The organism is Pseudomonas weihenstephanensis (assembly GCF_016812185.1).
GTDB lineage: Bacteria > Pseudomonadota > Gammaproteobacteria > Pseudomonadales > Pseudomonadaceae > Aquipseudomonas > Aquipseudomonas weihenstephanensis.
This window is the reverse complement of the sequence record NZ_JAAEBV010000001.1, coordinates 1,087,922-1,109,047: the sequence shown is the minus strand read 5'-3', so window position 1 is coordinate 1,109,047 and position 21,126 is coordinate 1,087,922. Positions and strand designations below refer to the sequence as shown.

The 21,126-nt window shown below is 53.7% G+C and carries 18 protein-coding genes; 5 read left to right on the top strand and 13 right to left on the bottom strand.

Annotated features, from left to right (window positions below):
* Positions 1-23 precede the first annotated feature (23 nt).
* The gene (locus GYN01_RS04995) at positions 24-812 is read right to left on the bottom strand and encodes a hypothetical protein (protein ID WP_053075969.1); all 789 of its coding nucleotides are present in this window, start codon (positions 810-812) and stop codon (positions 24-26) included.
* A 1,020-nt stretch (positions 813-1,832) separates the two neighbouring features.
* Here GYN01_RS04995 and GYN01_RS04990 point away from each other — a divergent pair.
* Entirely contained in the window at positions 1,833-2,459 is a 627-nt protein-coding gene (locus GYN01_RS04990; protein WP_047274014.1) for a response regulator transcription factor, read from the top strand.
* Between the two features lie 92 nt (positions 2,460-2,551).
* Here GYN01_RS04990 and GYN01_RS04985 read toward each other — a convergent pair whose 3' ends face one another.
* The 4 genes from GYN01_RS04985 to metG all read right to left on the bottom strand — a co-directional run bounded on the left by GYN01_RS04985 (position 2,552) and on the right by metG (position 6,793).
* Entirely contained in the window at positions 2,552-2,731 is a 180-nt protein-coding gene (locus GYN01_RS04985; protein ID WP_048362693.1) for a PA3496 family putative envelope integrity protein, read from the bottom strand.
* A 106-nt stretch (positions 2,732-2,837) separates the two neighbouring features.
* Positions 2,838-3,476 (bottom strand): endonuclease III, encoded by a 639-nt coding sequence (gene nth / locus GYN01_RS04980; protein ID WP_048362694.1) that lies wholly within the window; start codon positions 3,474-3,476, stop codon positions 2,838-2,840.
* A gap of 67 nt (positions 3,477-3,543) precedes the next feature.
* Positions 3,544-4,527 carry an RnfABCDGE type electron transport complex subunit B gene (locus tag GYN01_RS04975; protein ID WP_203306671.1) on the bottom strand — a complete coding sequence of 328 codons (984 nt, stop codon included), beginning with the start codon at positions 4,525-4,527 and terminating at the stop codon, positions 3,544-3,546.
* A gap of 214 nt (positions 4,528-4,741) precedes the next feature.
* Positions 4,742-6,793, bottom strand: coding sequence for a methionine--tRNA ligase (gene metG, locus GYN01_RS04970; RefSeq protein WP_048362696.1), 2,052 nt, complete (start codon positions 6,791-6,793; stop codon positions 4,742-4,744).
* A 174-nt stretch (positions 6,794-6,967) separates the two neighbouring features.
* On the opposite strand from metG, the gene apbC reads away from it, so the two are divergent.
* Positions 6,968-8,062 (top strand): iron-sulfur cluster carrier protein ApbC, encoded by a 1,095-nt coding sequence (gene apbC, locus GYN01_RS04965; RefSeq protein ID WP_048362697.1) that lies wholly within the window; start codon positions 6,968-6,970, stop codon positions 8,060-8,062.
* A gap of 161 nt (positions 8,063-8,223) precedes the next feature.
* Here the strand turns inward: apbC and GYN01_RS04960 are convergent, their stop codons facing one another.
* Positions 8,224-8,433 (bottom strand): cold-shock protein, encoded by a 210-nt coding sequence (locus GYN01_RS04960; RefSeq protein WP_002554837.1) that lies wholly within the window; start codon positions 8,431-8,433, stop codon positions 8,224-8,226.
* 352 nt (positions 8,434-8,785) lie between these two features.
* On the opposite strand from GYN01_RS04960, the gene dcd reads away from it, so the two are divergent.
* Together dcd and GYN01_RS04950 are read left to right on the top strand one after the other, a co-directional pair.
* Positions 8,786-9,352, top strand: a complete 567-nt coding sequence (dcd, locus tag GYN01_RS04955; protein ID WP_048362698.1) for a dCTP deaminase — start codon at positions 8,786-8,788, stop codon at positions 9,350-9,352.
* Between the two features lie 94 nt (positions 9,353-9,446).
* The gene (locus tag GYN01_RS04950; RefSeq protein ID WP_048362699.1) at positions 9,447-9,647 is read left to right on the top strand and encodes a hypothetical protein; all 201 of its coding nucleotides are present in this window, start codon (positions 9,447-9,449) and stop codon (positions 9,645-9,647) included.
* 105 nt (positions 9,648-9,752) lie between these two features.
* Here GYN01_RS04950 and GYN01_RS04945 read toward each other — a convergent pair whose 3' ends face one another.
* The 7 genes from GYN01_RS04945 to GYN01_RS04915 all read right to left on the bottom strand — a co-directional run bounded on the left by GYN01_RS04945 (position 9,753) and on the right by GYN01_RS04915 (position 16,147).
* Positions 9,753-10,880 carry a succinylglutamate desuccinylase/aspartoacylase family protein gene (locus GYN01_RS04945; RefSeq protein ID WP_203306670.1) on the bottom strand — a complete coding sequence of 376 codons (1,128 nt, stop codon included), beginning with the start codon at positions 10,878-10,880 and terminating at the stop codon, positions 9,753-9,755.
* A gap of 92 nt (positions 10,881-10,972) precedes the next feature.
* The gene (locus GYN01_RS04940; protein ID WP_203306669.1) at positions 10,973-13,417 is read right to left on the bottom strand and encodes a penicillin acylase family protein; all 2,445 of its coding nucleotides are present in this window, start codon (positions 13,415-13,417) and stop codon (positions 10,973-10,975) included.
* 170 nt (positions 13,418-13,587) lie between these two features.
* Entirely contained in the window at positions 13,588-14,229 is a 642-nt protein-coding gene (locus GYN01_RS04935) for a glutathione binding-like protein (protein ID WP_048362702.1), read from the bottom strand.
* A gap of 201 nt (positions 14,230-14,430) precedes the next feature.
* The gene (locus GYN01_RS04930) at positions 14,431-14,643 is read right to left on the bottom strand and encodes an SEC-C metal-binding domain-containing protein (RefSeq protein WP_048362703.1); all 213 of its coding nucleotides are present in this window, start codon (positions 14,641-14,643) and stop codon (positions 14,431-14,433) included.
* Between the two features lie 7 nt (positions 14,644-14,650).
* Positions 14,651-15,136, bottom strand: a complete 486-nt coding sequence (locus GYN01_RS04925; RefSeq protein WP_238936076.1) for an LEA/WHy family protein — start codon at positions 15,134-15,136, stop codon at positions 14,651-14,653.
* 32 nt (positions 15,137-15,168) lie between these two features.
* Positions 15,169-15,645 (bottom strand): YchJ family protein, encoded by a 477-nt coding sequence (locus GYN01_RS04920; RefSeq protein WP_048362705.1) that lies wholly within the window; start codon positions 15,643-15,645, stop codon positions 15,169-15,171.
* Between the two features lie 4 nt (positions 15,646-15,649).
* A complete protein-coding gene (locus tag GYN01_RS04915; RefSeq protein ID WP_048362706.1) occupies positions 15,650-16,147 on the bottom strand; it encodes a DUF6231 family protein in 498 nt (165 codons plus the stop codon).
* A 154-nt stretch (positions 16,148-16,301) separates the two neighbouring features.
* On the opposite strand from GYN01_RS04915, the gene GYN01_RS04910 reads away from it, so the two are divergent.
* A complete protein-coding gene (locus GYN01_RS04910) occupies positions 16,302-21,083 on the top strand; it encodes a dermonecrotic toxin domain-containing protein (RefSeq protein ID WP_203306668.1) in 4,782 nt (1,593 codons plus the stop codon).
* Positions 21,084-21,126 lie beyond the last annotated feature (43 nt).

Sequence of the window (21,126 nt, the reverse complement as noted above, 5' to 3'; positions counted from 1 at the left end):
TGGGGGGCATTCAGTGACGAGTGTCAAAGGGGCAACCGAATGGCGTCGTCTTGGGTGTTGTAGGTGATAACTCTCGTGTTCTCCATTAACTGATTCTTCTTATGTGTATGCATTGTTAATGAAGTGTCTTGCATCAATGCATTAATGTGATGATTGATTAATAGAATAAGCGTGGTATTTTTCTTAAGTATATTTTTGGTCGGGTGCAAGGCCTTATTCAGGCGATGTAGGACTTCCTCGAGCCTGTTTATATCCAGGATACGAAGGTTCGGATGCGTAAGGTTTGCAATGTGCAAGCCGTCTGTTCCGGCCTTCTTTAAGGCAATAAATTGTGGGGCACTGGCTTCTTTGGTGGCAGGGCTAATACCAGGTGCTGTTTTTATTTTGTGTCGTTTGCAGTGCGTTGAATCATAATCTCGATGCCCTTGAGGCAAGAAAATAAGGCTCTGCGGGCGGCAAAGAGTCAGCTTTACATTTGCCCAGTCGAGGGCTTTTTTGTGGGCGGGCACGTCAGAACGTGTGAAGTGAGTGCTGCCGCCATTTTGCGGGTGTGCGCGGTCAATATTGGTGGTTATGAAGTTTGTTTCATTGGTGAAGTCGGAGGGCGAGTAAAGGGATTTGTTATTGAAGTTTAAGGTGATGAAAAAAAGAACAATTAGAATAAGTGGAAAAATGATCAAAAACCATACATAGATCTCCTGGTTCTCATTGTTGATGTAAGGCAAGGAAATAGAGGCAGACGCCTGCGTAAGCATTGAAAAAATAGCGATAACGGTCAGCGGGTTTTTGGCTTTGTATTTTTGAGTAATCATGGTGCGGCCTGTATGAAAAAAAAGGGTGGTTTTTACGTAAATGTTCTGTACGCAAGAGGCCGTTCCTGAGAGATGTCAGCATCAGGGAGGGCGTTTGCAAGGGGTGAAAAAGTGTGACTTCTTATAAAGCTAGACCTGGCTTTTTGAAACTGCAAGGGCAGGCTTGGTCTGTATTTATATGCGCGATATGTGAATGTTTGTTTTTGACGGTTTCTTGTAGTACTTATCGTGAAAATGGTTCGGAAGTTTTCTTTTTATGTAATGCATCAATAGGTGCTAAGGGCAGATGGTTTTTGAGTGAGATCAAATGCTGGGCGGGTTCGGGTAATGAACTTGTTAGTATTGATTAAGTAACGCTTAATCTCTTTCCGAATGATCTGTAGTACTTTTCCTTAAGTGATAATTTGAAATATTTTCTTATGAAAGGAGAGTAGATTTTGCCGGGTGGCAATAATTATCGGGTAGCGATGTTGTAAAGGCATGCTAGTGTGGTTGGTAGTCATATTTTTCATACGTATCCGGGATGTTGCTGAATGATTGACGTGCTGCTAAATAGGTGTGTCAATATTTCTCTGTTTGTGTGGGTAGGCGGTGCGAATGTTTTGTAAGGATTTTTTTTACGCGTTTATATTGGACCATTACCCATACATAGTGTGAAGGTGAGTGATGCTTCAGAGCGGGCGCAAAGGAAGGTGATTGAAAAAGGCAGTATGTAAAAGTATGGCGTTGCGTCGGAGCATCGCTTGCGTAAGTGCGATGGGGTTGCACAAAAAAACACTCGTTTGATTAATTCAATATACGTGGAGGCTTCGAAATTCGATTTTTCTTACGTGGGGTGATTCGCGCGTTTGATGGACGGGAAGCTTTTCTTTAGAGCGGTTTTTTGTAGGATAAATCGTTATTTTATGTAGGTGATGTCTTTGGCTGTTAGTGCTCGGGGGGGAGCGCTATGCCCAGGGTGTTACGACTAGGCTATTGTGCTGACTCTAAAAATTCGAACAGCGAAAATTGGAATTGCCCATGAATAAAGTGCTGATCGTGGATGACCATCCCGTGATCCGTCTTGCTGTACGTATGCTCATGGAACGACATGGCTATGAAGTCGTTGCTGAGACGGATAACGGTGTAGATGCATTACAACTTGCGCGTGAACATGCGCCAGATATTGTCATTCTGGATATAGGAATACCCAAACTAGACGGGCTCGAGGTTATTGCCCGTCTTTCAACACCCGCATTACCCGTAAAAGTACTGGTATTGACTTCACAGGCTCCCGGGCATTTTTCCATGCGCTGCATGCAGGCGGGAGCTGCGGGGTATGTATGCAAGCAGCAAGATTTGACCGAGTTGCTGAGTGCAATCAAAGCGGTACTGTCCGGTTACAGTTACTTTCCTAATCAGGCACTGCACTCAGTGCGTACGAGCCTTGGGAATGCCAGTGAAGCGGATATGGTCAATCGTTTGTCGGGTAGGGAAATGATGGTCTTGCAGCAGTTGGCACGGGGGAAAAGTAACAAGGACATTGCTGATGGCATGTTCTTGAGCAATAAAACGGTTAGTACTTACAAAACCCGGCTGTTATTAAAGCTCAATGCGCGCTCGCTTGTTGACCTGATCGAGCTTGCACAGCGTAATGGCTTGGTGTGAGGGGAATGTGAACGTAGCTTGCCTGTACTGATGTCCCCGTGCGTTGCGGCCTTAAGAATAAAAGCCTCCGAGACAGGAGGCTTTTGAGGACGTTAAAGGTCGTAGTCATAGTCAGACAGTTGTTTCTTGAGGCGCTTTTCCTCCAGAAGATTGTCTATGGTCCTGCGCTTGGCGAGATTGATCTTCGCCACAGGCTCAGGAGAAGGGGTAGGCACGCTATCGTCCAGCTCTTCCAAATCGTCGTCATCCAGTCTTTCTTTGCCAGTGCTCATTCTTTTCACTCCAGGCCAAGACAGCTATTGGCGCCCCTTATAGCGACAAACGCTTCGGGGGTAAAAAAGATTTTCTCAATCGATCAACCCTAAAAGCTTCGATGTTTCAATCATCGGATGTTTTTTGCTTGAATTCGCATAGGTCTTCTATACGGCAACTGCCGCAACGTGGCTTGCGTGCCTGGCACACATACCTGCCGTGCAGGATCAGCCAGTGGTGAGCATCCAGCAAATAAGGCTTGGGTACGAATTTCATCAATTGCTTTTCTACCTCCACCACATTTTTTCCAGGAGCGATTCCTGTCCGGTTGCTGACCCTGAAAATATGCGTGTCCACCGCCATTGTGAGCTGCCTGAAGGCGGTGTTCAGCACGACATTAGCCGTCTTGCGACCTACACCAGGGAGTGCTTCGAGTTCCTCGCGGGTTTGAGGCACCTGGCTGGCGTGACGTTCGATCAATAAGCGGCAGGCCTCAATCACGTTCTTGGCCTTGCTGTTGTACAGGCCAATGGTCTTGATGTAGTGCGACAAACCTTCTATTCCCAGAGCGTAGATGGCTTCTGGGGTATTCGCGACCGGGAACAGCTTGGCCATCGCCTTGTTTACGCTAACGTCCGTTGCTTGGGCTGACAAAATCACGGCGATCAATAGTTCGAAAGCCGATGTGTAGGCCAGTTCTGTCTTGGGCTCGGGGTTGTCTTCGTGAAATCGACGAAATATTTCAAGGCGCTTAGCGGCGTTCATGAGTAAAAAGGTTCCCGATGTGCAGTGTTAAGGGCCTTGAGAGTAAGTAGGTGCAAAGCCTGATATTTCAAGCTTTGACTACGTCTAGCGCGGCCAGAGTCGATTCTGCATGAGTGACTGCTTCGTTCAGTGAAGTGAGCTGCTCACTCGGCAATGCCTGGTTAATGGCTTTTTTCAGTTCTGCGCGACGCAAAGCAAGCTGGATTTTTGCACGCTTAACATCGGCGCCGGGCGCTGAGGGAGCAGTACTCGATAGCTCTGGACGCTGCTCGAGCTGAGCCAATGCCTGTTCTGCACGTTCAAATTGCGCTTGAAGCTGGATCAACTGGGATTGCTGTGGTGCAGTTGGCGGGTGACCAAATGCTTTAAGCGATTTGTGAAGTTGGGCGCGGGCCATCGCAAGGGTGACTTTGGCCTTTTTAAGGGCTGCATCGTTAAGTGATGCTGATGGGGTTGTCGGGTTGTGCGCAACTTCAGTAGATGTACGAGTGTGCTGAGTGCGAGCGATTCGTTGTGATTGCTTGAGTTGCTCCTCAAGACTCAGGCGCGTCATGCGCTGCTCATAGCGTTGTCGAGCGTGATCGCGCTTGCGCGTACGTGCGTGATACTGGGCTGTTCCATGAGCAAATCCGCTTACCACCGGGATCACATCGTCAGGTAGCGCACGCATTTCAATGCAGTCGACAGGGCAGGGGGCTACGCACAAGTCGCATCCCGTGCATTCATCCACTATCACGGTGTGCATGAGCTTGGCGGCACCTAGAATGGCGTCTACCGGGCAAGCTTGAATACACTTTGTACAGCCGATGCATTCGGCCTCGCGAATAAAGGCGATTTGTGCCGGTGCCGTGCCGCGCTCGGTGTCCAGTGCAATGACGGGTATTTTCAATAATGTGGCAAGCGTACCAATGGTTTCATCTGCACCAGGCGGGCATTTATTAATCGCTTCGCCTTGAGCAATACCCTGCGCGTAGGGTTTACAGCCGGGATGGCCGCATTTTCCGCATTGGGTTTGCGGCAATAAAGCATCAATCTGTTGAATCAGGCTCATGGTGTTTTATGTCCAGCGACAGCAGGCCGCCCCCAAGCGCTATTCATCCGGCGCGGTGGTTGAAATGGGCTGGCGATAACGCGTGAATGTCAGATCAGTCATGCTCAATACGGTTAAGTGAGCGTGGCTGATTATCCGACAAGGCAGGAAGGGCGGCTACTGATGAACGTCCGCTAACGGCCTATAAGCCGTTAGCGGGTGTGTGTGGCAAGTATTATTTGATGCGCTGGCCTGGCTTTGCGCCGCTATCGGGGCTCAGCAGGTAAATTTCTTCACCGCCAGGACCGGCGGCCATCACCATGCCTTCAGAGATGCCAAAGCGCATTTTGCGCGGCTTCAAGTTGGCAATCATCATGGTCAAACGGCCTTCAAGCTCTGCCGGGTTTGGGTAGGCGCTTTTGATGCCGGAGAACACATTGCGCTGTTCATCGCCGATGTCCAATGTCAGGCGCAAGAGTTTGTCAGCGCCCTCCACGGCTTCAGCTTTGAGAATCAGCGCGACGCGCAGGTCTACGGCGGCAAATGCATCAAACTCAATCTCGTCCGCCAGCGGCTCTTTTACCAGCTCACCGTTGCCTTTCGGCTTGGCAGCCCCCGTATCGGTCTGGCTAGCAATCAGGTCTTCTTTAGAGGCGTCAGTCATGGCTTGAACTTTTACCGGGTCAATGCGGGTCATTAGCGGCTTGAATGCATTCAACTGATGATTGTTGAGTAGCGTGTGGTGGTCAGCCCATGTCAGAGGCTCGACATTAAGAAATGCCTCGGCATCTGCTGCGAGCACGGGCAACACGGGCTTGAGGAAAATGATCAGTTGGCGGAACAGGTTGATGCCCAAGGCACAGACCGCCTGCACTTCGTCCTGTTTCCCTTCTTGTTTGGCCATTGCCCAAGGCGCTTTCTCGGCAATCCAGGCGTTGGCACGGTCGGCTAGCGCCATGATCTCACGCATGGCGCGCGCGAAGTCACGGGCTTCGTACGCTTGCGCAATGCTTGGTTCGGCAGCAAGAAACGCTTCAGTCAGCTCAGGTGCTGCGTTCCCCTCAACCATGACGCCCGCATTGCCTTTGTGGATGAATCCTGCACAACGGCTGGCAATGTTGACCACTTTGCCGATCAGGTCCGAGTTAACCTTCTGCACGAAATCTTCAAGGTTAAGGTCCAGGTCATCGACGCCGCGACCCAGTTTGGACGCGTAGTAGTAGCGCAGGTATTCAGGCGCCAAATGATCCAGGTACGTGCGGGCCTTGATAAAGGTACCGCGGGATTTGGACATCTTTTGACCGTTAACGGTCAGGTAGCCGTGCACGTTGATGGCAGTCGGCTTGCGATAGCCTGCGCCTTCGAGCATGGCGGGCCAGAACAACGCGTGGAAGTTCACGATGTCCTTGCCGATGAAGTGGTACAGCTCGGTGGTGGAGTCTTTGGCCCAGTACGCGTCAAAATCCAGGTCTGGACGACGCGAGCAGAGGTTTTTGAAACTGGCCATGTAGCCGATCGGTGCATCCAGCCACACATAGAAGTACTTGCCCGGTTCGTCCGGGATTTCGAAGCCGAAGTACGGTGCATCGCGGGAAATGTCCCACTGTTGAAGCCCAGCATCCAGCCATTCGGCGATTTTGTTCGCTACTGCATCTTGCAGTGCGCCGCTGCGCGTCCAGCTCTTGAGCATGGCGTCGAAGTCGGGCAGCTTGAAGAAGAAATGCTGCGAATCCTTCAATACCGGGGTGGCGCCAGAAATGGCCGACTTGGGGTTCTTCAGATCGGTGGGGGCGTAAGTGGCGCCACATTTTTCGCAGTTATCGCCGTATTGATCTTCAGTGCCGCATTTCGGGCAGGTGCCCTTGATGAAGCGGTCGGCCAGGAACATTTTCTTTTCCGGGTCGAAATACTGGGTGATCGAGCGAGTTGCAATGTGGCCAGCTTCGCGCAACTTGATATAGATCGCACTCGACAGCTCGCGGTTTTCTTCGGCGTGGGTCGAATGGAAATTATCAAAGTCGACATGAAAGTCAGCAAAGTCGGCGCAGTGTTCAGCCTGGACATTGGCGATCAGTTGCTCTGGCGTGATGCCTTCTTTTTCGGCGCGCAACATGATTGCCGAGCCGTGAGCGTCGTCTGCGCAGACGTAAGTGCATTGATTGCCGCGTTGCTTCTGGAAGCGCACCCACATATCAGTCTGGATGTACTCAAGCATATGGCCAAGGTGGATTGAACCATTGGCATAGGGCAGGGCGCTGGTGACGAGGATCTTGCGTGGCTCGGACATGGGGCTCGGCTACTTGATGAGACGGTGGTCGGCCACTATAAAGCGCCGGGCAATTTATTTCACCCCGTGGGCGCGTATCAGTTGGCATAGGGTGTTTTTAAAAGCCTGCGTCCACCGCTTTAGAAGGGTTAGGATAGCGGCCTGTTTTGTTCAGACCTATTTAGGGAGTTGCCCATGAGCGCCGTCAATCGCGCAGCGGTGGAGGCTGTACTTCGCCAATACACTGACCCTTATTTGAATCAGGACCCGGTCAGTGCCGGATGTGTACGGCACATTGCTGTTCAAGGTGATCGCGTCAATGTCCAGCTTGAGCTGGGTTATGCCGCAGGTTTGTTCAAGAAAGGCTGGGCGCAAATGCTGCAACTGGCCATCGAGAATATGGACGGTGTCGCAACGGCCAGCGTTGAGATCAGCTGTGTGATTGCTGCGCACAAGGCACAAGCGCAAATCCCGGGTTTGGCCAATGTGAAGAACATAGTGGCAGTGGCCTCGGGCAAGGGCGGAGTCGGCAAATCGACCACCGCGGCCAACCTTGCGCTTGCGCTTTCGCGTGAAGGTGCGCGGGTCGGAATCCTGGATGCTGACATCTATGGTCCGAGTCAGGGCGTGATGTTCGGTATTGCCGAGGGCACTCGCCCCAAAATCCGTGACCAGAAGTGGTTTGTGCCCATTGAAGCCCATGGCGTTGAAGTGATGTCGATGGCTTTCTTGACCGACGACAACACGCCGATGGTGTGGCGCGGCCCGATGGTGTCCGGGGCACTGTTGCAGTTGGTGACACAGACCGCCTGGAATGATTTGGACTATCTGGTCATCGACATGCCGCCCGGCACCGGGGATATCCAGTTGACGTTAGCGCAAAAAGTCCCGGTCACCGGGTCTGTTATCGTCACTACGCCGCAGGATCTGGCGTTGCTGGATGCTCGCAAGGGCGTCGAAATGTTCCGCAAGGTCAACATCCCTGTGCTGGGTGTTGTCGAGAATATGGCGATCCATATCTGCTCCAATTGCGGTCACGCAGAGCATCTGTTTGGCGAGGGGGGGGGTGAAAAGCTGGCGACTCAATATGGTGTTGAGGTTTTGGCGTCATTGCCTTTGTCGATGAGCATCCGCGAGCAAGCGGACAGTGGTAAGCCGACGGCGATCGCAGAACCTGACAGCCAGATTGCGATGATCTATCAGGAGCTGGCCCGCCACGTGGGCGCGCGCATTGTCCTGCATGAAGCGACGTCACAGGCCATGCCGACGATTACCTCCAGCGACGATTGATGCTGAGGTAAGGGGTTATTCTTTCTCGCGATGTTGTCCGTCTGGATTCAAAAGGCGGACTTGAAGGCATTGCGAGACAGGCTCAAGCTTTGAGGTTCGTTTTTGCGGGCATAAAAAAACCCCGCTTTTGAGGGCGGGGTTTTTTACTGGATCAGTACAAGTTAGATAACTTGTACTTCCTCAGCTTGCATGCCTTTCTGACCGCGAGTAGCGATGAAAGAAACCTGTTGGCCTTCTTTCAGGCTCTTGAAGCCGTCGGATTGGATTGCTTTGAAGTGAACAAACAGGTCGTCACCGGATTGTGGAGTGATGAAGCCGAAGCCTTTTTCATCGTTGAACCACTTAACGGTACCAGTTTGGCGATTAGACATGGTGTAACTCCTTGAACAAAGATAACTGCGACGCAGGAAAAGCCCTGGCCGAGACTGAGTGCAAAGAGCAGGAAAAATTCTTGGAGATGGTTGGATCGAAATTCAACATCGTGTAGAGATTCTCAGTGACACAAGCAGCACAGTGGCGCCACCTTAACCCTTTTTCAGGAACGTGCAAAGGGTCTTTGCAAAGGTTTCTCTAAAAACGTGACTGACGGTTGGCCTGAAGGCCCGTATTCACGGCGCTTGGGGCTATTTTTAATAAATCTGTTCCAGTTTTTTGAACCTGGCCCCGCGCCCCGGTAAGATGCCGGACAGAATTTTTCCACCTCGCTATTCAGGACACCCCGCCATGAGCATCAAATCAGACAAGTGGATTCGCCGCATGGCGCAAGAGCACGGCATGATCGAACCTTTCGTTGAGCGCCAGGTTCGTGGTGAAGGCGCAAACCGTCTGATCTCCTACGGTGTGTCGAGCTACGGTTATGACGTACGTTGCGCGAACGAATTCAAGGTGTTCACCAACATCAACTCCGCCACCGTCGACCCTAAAAACTTCGATGAAGGCAGCTTTGTCGATGTCACCAGCGATGTCTGCATCATCCCGCCGAACTCTTTCGCACTGGCGCGCACCGTCGAATACTTCCGTATCCCGCGCAACGTGTTGACCATCTGTCTGGGTAAAAGCACCTACGCTCGTTGCGGCATCATCGTGAACGTGACACCGCTTGAGCCTGAGTGGGAAGGCCACGTCACGCTGGAGTTCTCCAATACCACGACATTACCGGCGAAAATCTACGCCAATGAAGGTGTCGCGCAGATGCTGTTCTTCGAATCCGATGAAGAGTGCGAAGTGTCTTATAAAGACCGTGGCGGTAAATATCAGGGCCAACGTGGCGTCACCTTGCCTCGTACCTGACGAACAGAGGGAATTCCTGAGCGCAAATGCACTCTACTGAGTGTATTTCCGGTGATGCACCCAGCGAGCCGGATCCACGCTCAGGAGTGCCCTTATGAAGATTGATCCGAGTATCCGCGCCCAGTTGGCAAACCTTGAACCTAATCAGGTCGGGATGCTGGCCTGGTCGTTACTTGCACACCCTCAGATCCAGGCAGGCGGTATTCCCGGCCAGCCAGACCCCGATACCCCGCAACCCACAGAACCTGGCGTGCCGACCCTGCCGGATGAGCCGCCGCCTGCGCCTGTGGCCTGAATGATGAGTACGCCATCCTTACCTGTGCAGGCCAACACCCCACGCTGCATCGCGGGTGTTGTGTGCTGCTATGGCTCAAGCGTAGCGCCACAGTCTGGACGAACCTCAAGCCGATAAGAGATACCCGCTGCGATATGCCTGTTCGCCTGCCACATGGGCAATGACCATCCCGGCGGTGGCCATGCGGCGTGTTACACGGGCATACAACACGCCGGAACAGGTGCAATGAATGGGCGTGATGCGATCACTGATCGGGTCAATGACCTCGGCAACCAACGCACCGGCTTTCAGGTAATCGCCCGGTTTTGCGCTGAACACCAGCAAGCCTCCGACGGTCGTTGTGACGGGTTCAACACCGGCCAGAGGGGTCGCAGGGTACATGAGGGCCGGAAGTGGCGCGGGTTGGCCCTCAATGGCGCCATAATCGATCAGGTAGTCAATCAATGCCTGACAGTCTTGCTCGGCTAGTGAGTGGTTCACATCGCCTTGGCCGCGCAGCTCGACGGTGACCGAAAAACTGCCCTGCGGGATCGCCGCAGCGTGCCCAAAGCGCTGGCTCAACGCCCACCACAGCAAGGTAAAGCACTCGTCGAAGGACAAGCCCCCGGAGTCGGTTGCCAGCAGGCTGGCCTGCGCGCCGATGCGCCGGGCCAGTGGCTCGACCTGTGGCCAGGCTTCGGGAGTTGAGTACAGGTGCGAAACGGCTTCGAAATCGCAATGTAAATCCAGCACCATGTCTGCATCGCAGGCCAGTGTTTGCAGGGTCAAACGCTGTGATTGCAGCTGTGTGGCGGGCACTTGTGCCGCAAGCGCATCACGCAAATGACGGCGGATGAGGTGCAGGTTGTGCGTGGCATCGTCGGTCAAATGACCTTCGATGGCATCGCCAATTGGCCCGCTCAAATCGAGGAAGTTGCGGTTGAAGTTTTGCCCGCTGGCCATCTCAAAACGACCTAAAGGCACGTCCATTAAAATTTGCTCGAGGCCCGCCGGGTTGGCCACCGGGACGATTACGATCTCGCTGCGCAGTCGGCCAGCTGTTTGCAGTTCGGCCAGGCGCTGCTTGAGGTGCCAGGCCACCAACATGCCGGGCAGTTCGTCGGCATGCAGGGACGCCTGGATATAGACCTTGCCCTGTGGCTGCGCTGGCCCGTAATGAAAGCTATGGATGAATCGTTCAGTACCCGGCACCGGGGCCAGCAAAGCGTGGATCTGATGTCGTTGTGCTCGCATAAAAAAATCCTGGAGAACGGGTAATGAACGTCAATTCGCAGAGCAGGGCATCTTAGCCTTGGGCCTGCGGCTCATGGGTCTGGTTGCCGGTTTTACTTCCCGGGTGTCAAAGTCAATCGTGTTTTGCCATACACCTTGTCGAAGTTTTGTGGCTGCATCGGGAGGCTGAGGTACTGACCCTTGAGCCACGGATCGATGCCGTCAGCATAATGCTGGCTGGCCGGGTTACTCGATTGCCCCGTGCTGTTTTGCACCATCATCGGTTCGATTTGGCCAAAGTCGATGATCATGCGCATTGCCGGAATCACGGTGGCCTCGAAGTCGCCAGCGCCCATGTTGTAGGCCGCAATGTTCAGTGTGGTGTGATCGCCGCCCGCTGCAATCGGGCCGCGCACGGTTTGCCCTTCGGTGTTGCGCCATACGTAAGGGTGCAGCTTGCCCCATTGCCAGGCTTTGTGATCGCTGCCCATCGACTGTTCTGCGGCGTTCACTGCGGCCACCAGGCTGCGCGCCAACACCGTGGGTTTGTCTTCTTTTTGCGCCGTTTTTGAATCATCCCAGAACGGGCTGTCTTCGCGGCTCAACAGGTGGTCAGCCTGAGCCGAGTACGACAGGTTGCCATTGCTGATGAAGGCCTTCCAGCTCGCGCTGTTTTGCGGGCCAAGTGCGCTGAGGAACGTTTGCTCAGCACTTTGCTGCAAAAACAGTTCATACAACGCCGCATCGGCGGAGGTGGCGCTGAGTTTGCCGTCAAACGCCAATAAGCGCGCCAAGGCTTCGCGGGCTTTGACCTGCTCGCCTGCGGGTAGCCCGGCAATCGCTTGCTTCAACGGCTGCGCCATGCCGGGCGCTGTAAGCATGGCCTTAAGCTTGGGGGCGAACAGGGTGGTCTGGTCGTACTGCATGGCAATCAGGCTGCGCGCGTCCTGCCTGCCGCTGGCCGCCAGTTGCGCAATGCGTTCGCTGCGCTCGGGCGATAACCACGAGTTGGACAGCTGCATGCCATAGCCGTACGCAGCCGTGCGCTGGTTCGCCATGCCGAGCCAGCCTTGCGCCGGGTCCTGGTCGTAGGGGTGCAGCATGGCGTCGGCATAACCGTCCCAGTCATAGCGACTGTCCCAGCCCGGCGACGGGAACAACCCCAGACCTTCGCGGCGATTAGGATAAAGCCCCGTCAATTGCCAGCCGATGTGTTGGGCGTCTGCATAGAGAAGATTGAGCGCTACGGCGCGGATTTCGCGACTGGCATCGGAGGCGGCTTCACTGTTTTGCGCACGCGACAGATCGAAAAACCCATCAAGGGTCTTGTCACCCTTGAAGTCCGGTACTTGCAGGGCAAGCCCCAGACTGCTGTTCAGCGGGTTATTGAGCAAAGGGCCGTGGCGGGTTTCATACAGTGCTTCGCGAATGGGGCGCTGGCCTTTGATGAAAAAGGTTTCGTTGCGCACACTCGCGGGTACCCATTTGCCATTGGCGAGGTAATACACACTGTTGCCCTGACGCTTGAGTTTCTCCAGGAAAACGTCCTGGTTGTCGCCCATCGCCATGCTCATGCCCCAAGCGACTTTGCCATTGAAACCGGCAAACAGCGTCGGTAGGCCCGCAATCGAGGCGCCAGCAGCCTGATATTTTGGCGCGCGAATTTGCACGTAGCTCCAGGCGGACGGTATGCCAATAGGTTGGTGGATATCAGTGGCCAGCAGGCTTTTGCCTGTGCGGCTGCGCTGTGGGCCAAACGCCCAGTCACTCGACGCGGTGACGCCCGGCATACTCAAGCGCGTGACCTGCTCAAGGGCTTGAGTGACGCTGTCCAGCCCTTGTAACTGGCTGCCCAGGTTCAGGCCTTTGAGTTTGTCGGCCTCGGCGCTGGGCAAGGCTTCGCCTGGGTACGTCGGCACCAGCCATGGGAGCTTGTCGGTGCCGACTTTCTGCGCCAGCACCAATGCGTTCAGCTCTTCTTGCAAGTTGGTCGACATGCCGAAGCTCAGCAGGCTGAAAATCAAGGCTGAATCCTCAGGCTTCCAGTACTCGGCTTTATAGCCGGCCTGTGCCAGATCAGCGGGCAGCTTGTCGCGGTAGCGGAACACGTAAGCGTTCACGCCGCGAGCATAGACTTCGAAGAACTTTTTCAGGCGCGGCGATGCACTTTTATAGAGTTCGCTGGCGTTTTTTTTCAGGTTGATGCTGCGCATCAGGCGATCGGTTTGCAGGGCGTCGGCACCGTTGAGTTCCGCTAGGCGGCCCTGAGCAAGCAAGCGCAAGCGCACCATTTGGCTGAAGCGATCACTCGCGTGCACGTAACCCAAGGTGAACAGCGCGTCATGAAAACTGCTGCTTTCAATCAGTGGCATGCCCTGACTGTTACGACGCACCGAGACGTTCTGGGCCAACCCTTTGAGCGGTTGCACGCCGGAAGCAGGTACCAGGCTTTGAGAGGCGTGGTTGTTTATCTGGCAACCGGTCAGGCTTAAAAAACCGACCACTGCCGCGGCAACGCCGAACCGGGGTAAAAAATGAGTGAGGGCTGGCGAGGCCATGGCAAAGCTCCTGCGGGGGATGTCATCGAAAGGCGCTACGTTAGTGAGGCCGATGATGGCGCGCAAGGGTTAGCCAGATAAAAGCTGTGGTCGGTATGACAGGTGGCGATTAATGCCCCGCCACGCTGTCAAAAACAGCGCAGATACCTACGCGTAGCGATGGGATCTGTTTACTTCGATGGATTGATTTTTTCCACCAGCGCATAAGCCCGCTCGGTTGCGGGACGTGCCTTGACGCGGGCGAACCAGGCTTTGAGCGCCGGGAAGTCATCCAGGTTTTGACCTTGCCAGGTGTGAGGCACAATCCAGGGATATATCGCCATGTCGGCGATGCTGTACGTGGCGCCTGCGACAAACTCTCGACCTTCCAGCTGCTTGTTCAATACACCGTAGAGGCGTGCGGTTTCGTCGGTATAGCGCTTGATGGCATAAGGAATCTTTTCTGGCGCAAAACGATTGAAGTGATGGTTTTGCCCGGCCATCGGCCCCAGGCCGCCCATTTGCCAAAACAGCCATTGCAGCGCCATTTGCCGGCCGCGTAGGTCCTTGGGTAGGAATTGGCCCGTTTTTTCGGCGAGGTACAACAAGATAGCGCCGGATTCAAACAGCGACAGCGGGGCGCCGCCGTCTGCCGGTGTTTGGTCGACGATGGCCGGGATGCGGTTGTTAGGTGCGATCTTCAGAAAGGACGGTTCGAACTGTTCGTTTTTGCCGATGTTCACCGGGTGAACGTTATAGGGCAGCCCCGCTTCTTCAAGGAATAGCGAAATCTTGTGGCCGTTGGGGGTGGTCCAGTAATAAAGATCGATCATGAAGGGCTCCAGAAGGGAAGTTCACGCAGCAACTGATGCCAGCCAAAGGTAACAGTTCACCGCGGCCTGTCAGTTTTACTCCCAATCTTGTGCAGGAAGAAAGTACCTGACCCTGTTCTGGATGCATTTTTCATGTGGTGAAAACACACACGCCGCACATGCTTGAAGGCAAGTGCGGCGTGGGCGAGGCGCTTTAAAGTATCAGGCGCCGTGGCACTTCTTGAATTTCTTGCTGCTGCCGCACGGGCAAGGGTCGTTGCGGCCAACGTCTTTCAACGCATTGCGCACAGGCTCCTGGTGGGCGTGACCGCAGTTCGGGCCATGCACATGACCGTTATCGTGGTCATGGGCGTGATCATGCTGGTCATGATCGTGGTTGCAGTCCGGGCCGTGAACGTGGGGTTGCTGGGTCATTGCTCAATCACTCTGGAATAAAATCGCCGGGGATTATCTCGCCTTTGCGCATCAGGTGCACGTCGTTACCGTAGAACAATCCGGTTTCCAGTATGCCTTCCAGCCGGTAAGGGATCGGTTGGTCGGGGGATTCGAGCAGTTTGACCAGCGGTTTGACGTGTTGCCACATATTGGTGCGCACCGGTACGACATAGTCGACGTGGCTTTTTGGCTCAACGCTGAACCACTGGCTGTGTTCGCCTTCGGTCAGCAAGATGGGGCCCAGATACACTTTGTAGCTCAGCCCGCGTACGGTCAGCGTCGAGTCATTAGGGTTATCCACCCTGAAATGCAGTTTGAAGCGTTGCTCCAGCAGCTTTGCTTGAACCAGCTCCACTTTGGCAAGGCGAACTTGCGGGTCCTTGTCGGCTGATTCAAACCATGATGCACAACCTGATAGCGCCACAATTAACATGACGGCGAATGAGCTTCTAATAAGTGCCCGAGATTCCATTCCTTGCTCCTTATTACGCGCGTCAGTTCAGCTTATTGGGCGAAATAGCTGGCGCAGCATTTTTTGAATTTAAGCCCGCTGGCGCAGGGGCACGCGTCATTGCGGCCTACTTTGAGCGGTACCGTGGGGTCGATGAAATACCAGCGACCAGCACTTTGCACAAACGAGGAGCGCTCCCGGTGGCGGTGTTCACCGTCGGCGTCGTGCCAACGTGCAGTAAAAGTCACAAAGGCATGTTCAGGTTGACCGCCAAAGACCTCACTCTGTTCAATTTCCAGGCCCAACCAAGTGCTTTGGGCACTCCATGCTGCAATCGACTGGCGATCCAGGCCGGGTTGCTGCACGGGTAAAGTCGTGCCAATCAGATAATCGATCAGCCCCAGCACATAAGCGCTGTAGCGCGAGCGCATGAGTGTTTCGGCGCTTGGGGCGGCAACGCCGTCGTGATAGTGCCCGCAGCATGCGTCCAGTAAATTGCCGGTGCCACAGGGGCAAATAGATGTACTCATCGGGTTACCACCAATACTTGCCGAAGTTTTCCGGATTGGCCCAGAACCTTGCATTAAGCCAGTCGGGCACTTGTTTGTACTCGTGTAAGTCATAAGTGAACAGAGTCAGCATCTGCTCGGCACGCTGAAAATTCTCATTGTTTTGTAGGCCTAAAGCGAAAAAGTCTGTCTCTTTCCATTTACAAGCGTTGAGGTCCGCTAGCACGGCAATTCGGCTGGCATTCAGATTGCGAATCCCTGCGAGCAATTCAAAGCCCTCTCTTTTTGGCAGGTGTTCAAGGCAATCCACTACCAGCGCGAAATCAAAGCGTTGGGCGGCCAAGTCGGCGGGCAGCGCGCCGGGGTTGGCGTGGGCAACAACGGCCTCGGGGTGCTCGGCCTTATAAGCGTCCAGGGCCGGGAAGCTGCTGGCGCCGACGATCAGCAAACGCTGTGATGCATAACGATCGAGCATGGCCGCCAAAGCGTGCTGAGGCGTGCGCGTGGAAATGCCAAGGGTCATCGTAAGTCCTCAATCAGAGTGTTCAAGACTAGCGTGCCCAGAACGTGTGGCCTAGTAGATGGACGCGTATGGCGGGCAAGACAGTGTACTCATCTTGGCAGTGGCACTGTTGGAAGCGCTATAGCGGTGTACCACCTGGACAGGGTTGCAGCGTGTGTCAATACGGAACGGGTCATTAGGCCGCCTAAAAATAAAAGGGATTTTTATGTCGACACCTTCAATCTCCGCCCCCGTTTTACTGGAGCCTGTTTCACCGGTTCAAAAAGCGGTCAGTGCGCAATTCGCCAGCCGTGCACGTATTGATACGGTTATTCGACAAATGCTGACGGCTGCGCTGCATGAGCGATTCCCAACGCTTACGCTCGATTTGTCCAGTACGCGGTTAGCGACGCCTAGGGTAGGTGGTGGGTGGGAGTTGCCGCTGTTCATTGATCGCGTGCTGGCCTGGCTGGTCGATGGCGCATCGCTGGATATCAGTCATGTCAGCCCGCACAACTATTATTTTTTGTCTGACCCTGAAGGTAATCGACTTAAGCTCGCGCAGGGCTATGAAATCGACATGAAGGTGGTAGAAACACTCGTTAAAGAACTGTCCTGGAGTGTGCCGATAGGGCTTAAAAGCGCGTTGAGCCAATACTGGAGTGAGCAGACCGAAAACGGTATCAGCCGATGGCGGTGGCTGAGCAATGTACTTAAAGACACGTTGGCGATCAAAGCCGTGCAACAAACCGATTTCAGCGATGCTGAGTTAGAAACCTTGCGCCAGGTGCTTGATTTTCCGGATGGCAGCGACAGAGTCCGCCTTTACGGTGACCACGCTACTCGAGCTTATTACGTACGAACCACGCTCACTTTTGCGGGTACGAGCGGTTCGATCATTAACCCGCATCTGTTGCTGGTTCGTTACGCCGGCGGCCAAAACGTGCAGCCGCTGGTGATGATGTGTCTGCCAGACGGCACTATCGAAACATTCAGTTCAGTGCAGGCGGTCGCTCAATCCAGAGCCGCGCTTGCTGAGTCACTGTATGTCGTTGAGGCGATTGTCACTAAACACTACGAAATTGACGGTGATGCCTTTGATGCTGAAGCGGCGTTAATACTCAGCAGGCATATGAGCCGACTTTCAGCACTGAAATTGCCCACTCAAACCGGTTTACAAGCGCTGGAGTCTGTCTGTTTCGCAATGACCGATACCTCAAGCGCGTTCCTTAACGCGCCTACTGGCAGCGCTGATACCGTGAGCAGGCTGCAATCGTTACTGCCCGACTGGCTAGCGAAAGCCTCTGCTGCGGATCAGGCGCTCTATCGTTCCTGGAGCCTGGCGTTGGCCAACGCCAAAAAAAGCGCGCAAGGGCAGAGCTACCTCACCGGTATTGCAGACATACATCGCTTTACCATTGAGTCATTGAAACGACAGCTTGAGCGTGATCAGCAGCGTTTTGGGCATCAGCAAGCGAGCGAGCTTTCAAACGCATCCTTCGAGCCGGACGATATTGAACTGACCTTCCTGCTCGTGGCAGGCACGTTGGCACCTGGCTCCACCCATGTGTCAGGTATTGCGCAGCAGGTGAAAATGACCCTGACGGAACTGGCCCTTAATAACCTCAGTGGCAAACCAAGGGGTGAAATCATCAGCGTGATGCACCGCCAGGGTTTGGCGCTCCCCGTTTGGCTCACGGCGCATTACATCACGCAACGCAATGGCTTGATCGAGACTGTCGACATTGGCAGGTATTACCCTGAAACACTCAAGCGCGAGCTACTGGGTGATGGTCAAGCGCGAATGGACCGCGAAAAGCTGTTTACTGAGCAACTCAGGTGGCAGTTACCCCTGCAAGCGCTGGAGTTGAGCCTAAAGAATGAAAGTGGGATCACTCCTGAAGGGGCGCGTTATGTGGCAGCAGTCATGCAAACAAACGCCGATGCGCGCAGGGTCGATGGTCAGGAGGTAGTGATTCGCCATCTGGCACTTCTCAGTCATAGCGAAGCAAAACCAGACATTGTCAGTAATATGTTCATTATTGAATCGATGCATCTAGACGTTGGGCCGTGTGTGTTGTATCGACCTCTTTACGACCAATCACTGCTGGAGTTTGCGTCGCGTGATGATTTGATGCGCGCTATCGCACAGTCAGGTGCGTTACAAACCAGTGTGCTGACCTGGTTAACCGACGCGGCCAGAACGATGTACGACAATGAGGGATTCAAAGAGCCACATTACGTGCGTTTTACGTTAGAAGATGACTTTCCTGTGAGCGCATTTGTTAAGCCTCAACCGGCCAGCCTCGCGGTCAATGGGGTCAATGACGAGCTGATGCAGCATTTACAAAACGGCACGTTACTGCTCTATCTCTATCAATTTAACGCGCTGTCGCTAACGCATCAGGCAGATCGCGACACGGTCTCTAATCGTGAAAGTCGTTGGCGTATTTTTTTAGAGGGCGCCAACCTGTTTTTAAACATCTTTCTGCTTCCTTATCTTCGCGGCCCGGTCATGCTCACTGCCTGGTTTGTGTTGTTGCTGGATGCATTGCGCAGGGATATACCGGCGCTTCATAGCGATGATCCGGTTACCCGAGAGTTGGCACTGGTTGATGTATTGCAAAACCTGGCGATGGTGCTGTTTCAATGGGGACCTGCCTTCACCGCTTCACCCACAAAACCGGGTGAAGGTGTCATTAAGCAACTACGACGGGCAGGCGTACCGCGTCGCGCCCCCCAAGAGTGGCCTCCTCGGCCATCAGCAAAAATCACCGAAGGGCCTGTAGTCCTGGCAGGCGAGTGGGAAAAAAGGCTGAGCAAGCACGTGGACTTTAGTTTTTCCAACGCCACTAACCGGCTAACGCCGAATCAGCGTCGAGCGCTACAGGCGCTCGCGGTTCCGGCCCCCGAGCCACTGCCGTCGCCCGAACAGTCAGGGGGGCAGGCGGGCCTCTACAACGTCCAACAGTCTTGGTATGCCTTGATAGATGAGGGTTTTTACCCCGTGCGAATTGAGGCGGATCAGGTCGTTATCGTAGGTGGGCCCCACTTGCAGCGGGACCGCGCTGGCCGGTGGTCCCTGGACTTGAGGTTACGGTTGCGCGGTGGCGGACCTACCCGGCAAGTTGCCGCATTGCGCGCACGTAAAGCCAAGCGTATCGCTGAGTTAGATGCCGAATACACGCTGTTTTTACAGGAACACAAAGTTAAACAGAAAAAAATAATGCTAGAAAACACGGTATTAAAAGCATTTGAAAATGACCCGCGCAGAACCGAGGATGAAGTCTTGGATCGCCGTGCACAATTTCTGATGGACATCGAATCAGAAACTAACTTGATAGAGCGTGTGGTGATAAGCAACCAGGAACGCAATGAACTGGGTGTGGGATTTACACCTGAGCATGTGATAGCGCTCATTGAAAGCGTGATCAACAATGCCAGCGTCAGCTTGTCTCAGATTGAAAAAATAAGAGTGATTTTTAACGCGCGATGGGCAGAGATAACGGTGGCTCAGAGCGGTATGTCAGGCGACGTGTCGGCCTTGAATTTGGCGAGCATGGTGCACTTTAGGGCGCATATGAAAGCGCTGGTTGACCTTAACGATCAAAGCATCCGCATGATCGACACGCTGGACAGAAATATTGTCGAACTCTCAACCGTCGGGCCTAAAGGTGTTGAAGCTGCTGAACGTCTACGCACAGAATATTCAGATGAAACATTGACCTCACTCCAGTTGAAAAGTTTACAGATCGTGTGTTTGAAAACGATCAGTTTAAAAACGTTCGCTACCGAACGGATCGTTCAGCTAAATGAGCATCTTGAACCGCTACGCGAACAGATCCAGACACACGATCAACTCAATAAAATTGAGCTGGACGCTCGCGAGCGTCTTGACGTGTTGGGCAGCTTGCTTGAGCAATATGGCAAAGCCCTGGATGCATTACTGAATATTCAAAAAGTGAGTGCTGAAGAGCTGGAGGGAGACACCTATCAACGGCTCATTGATTTGGTTGCAGGTTTCTACAAAGACGTTGAGCAGCAACTGGCAGCGGAGTTAAAACCCCTTGAGTCAATGCCCGTAAAAATCAAAAAAAACAAGCCTAAACTGTCTGAACGCCCCCTTAAACGCATCATTAAAACGCGCAATAAGGGGCAACTGATCGGTGACTTAAAACTGTCAACAGACGGGGCCGGTATCGAGACTATCGAAGTGCGTTCAGATCGGGACAATGAATTGTTTTCTACCTATATCAGGGATGGCGACACCTGGAATGCAGTCCCCGTCGAGCGGCCCGCAGAGCCTTTGCCATTCAAACGTAGCCTGTCAGATATCAAGGGTGAAGCCCGCAAGTTGTATGGCATGGCGCAGGTCCACTTAACGCGCGCAGAGGGCCTGCTTAATAGTGCGAGGTACCCGCAAGAAGCTGAAGAAACCTTAGTGCATGTGGCGGATCGCTTGAATAAATCGGCCGCCGAACTCGAACGAGTGATTGGGACCGATACCGAAAGCTGGCGCCAAAGAGACGATCAGGAGTTGGTCGGTAGCATGCGCGAGAGGGCCCTGGATATGCGTGCCAAAGCATTCGATTTGCGCATACGGCTCAGTCTTAAACTGCCGCCCACCCACGGCAATCTTCAATACCTGCTTGAGCTGCACCGTGTCACCGTTTCGCTGTTCAGAGCCCGCAAACGGCTTAAACGAGACTTTATTGATGAGTACGCTATAAAAGACACGGACGGTAACTTCTTGTGGTGCGCGCACTTTCATTACAAAGATGCAAATAAAGCAAAAAATGAGTATGAGGTTGCGCACCTGAAAGTCTGGAGCCAGCGCACCGATGACTACTGGGCACTCAAAGAAAACGCGCGAAATCAGTATGAAGTGGTTGAGGTGTATCGAAGTGAAATCGGCAGGGATCTTGCGCAACGCTGGTTCTTGCCTTTGGCGCCCTGACCGACAGCCTTGGCCGAGGGATGAGTTGCTCGTACCAGAGGTT

Coding starts and splice junctions, on each gene's coding strand:
- GYN01_RS04995 (WP_053075969.1), bottom strand. CDS start 812: ATGATTACTCAAAAATACAAAGCCAAAAACCCGCTGACCGTTATCGCT.
- GYN01_RS04990 (WP_047274014.1), top strand. CDS start 1,833: ATGAATAAAGTGCTGATCGTGGATGACCATCCCGTGATCCGTCTTGCT.
- GYN01_RS04985 (WP_048362693.1), bottom strand. CDS start 2,731: ATGAGCACTGGCAAAGAAAGACTGGATGACGACGATTTGGAAGAGCTG.
- nth (WP_048362694.1), bottom strand. CDS start 3,476: ATGAACGCCGCTAAGCGCCTTGAAATATTTCGTCGATTTCACGAAGAC.
- GYN01_RS04975 (WP_203306671.1), bottom strand. CDS start 4,527: ATGAGCCTGATTCAACAGATTGATGCTTTATTGCCGCAAACCCAATGC.
- metG (WP_048362696.1), bottom strand. CDS start 6,793: ATGTCCGAGCCACGCAAGATCCTCGTCACCAGCGCCCTGCCCTATGCC.
- apbC (WP_048362697.1), top strand. CDS start 6,968: ATGAGCGCCGTCAATCGCGCAGCGGTGGAGGCTGTACTTCGCCAATAC.
- GYN01_RS04960 (WP_002554837.1), bottom strand. CDS start 8,433: ATGTCTAATCGCCAAACTGGTACCGTTAAGTGGTTCAACGATGAAAAA.
- dcd (WP_048362698.1), top strand. CDS start 8,786: ATGAGCATCAAATCAGACAAGTGGATTCGCCGCATGGCGCAAGAGCAC.
- GYN01_RS04950 (WP_048362699.1), top strand. CDS start 9,447: ATGAAGATTGATCCGAGTATCCGCGCCCAGTTGGCAAACCTTGAACCT.
- GYN01_RS04945 (WP_203306670.1), bottom strand. CDS start 10,880: ATGCGAGCACAACGACATCAGATCCACGCTTTGCTGGCCCCGGTGCCG.
- GYN01_RS04940 (WP_203306669.1), bottom strand. CDS start 13,417: ATGGCCTCGCCAGCCCTCACTCATTTTTTACCCCGGTTCGGCGTTGCC.
- GYN01_RS04935 (WP_048362702.1), bottom strand. CDS start 14,229: ATGATCGATCTTTATTACTGGACCACCCCCAACGGCCACAAGATTTCG.
- GYN01_RS04930 (WP_048362703.1), bottom strand. CDS start 14,643: ATGACCCAGCAACCCCACGTTCACGGCCCGGACTGCAACCACGATCAT.
- GYN01_RS04925 (WP_238936076.1), bottom strand. CDS start 15,136: ATGGAATCTCGGGCACTTATTAGAAGCTCATTCGCCGTCATGTTAATT.
- GYN01_RS04920 (WP_048362705.1), bottom strand. CDS start 15,645: ATGAGTACATCTATTTGCCCCTGTGGCACCGGCAATTTACTGGACGCA.
- GYN01_RS04915 (WP_048362706.1), bottom strand. CDS start 16,147: ATGACCCTTGGCATTTCCACGCGCACGCCTCAGCACGCTTTGGCGGCC.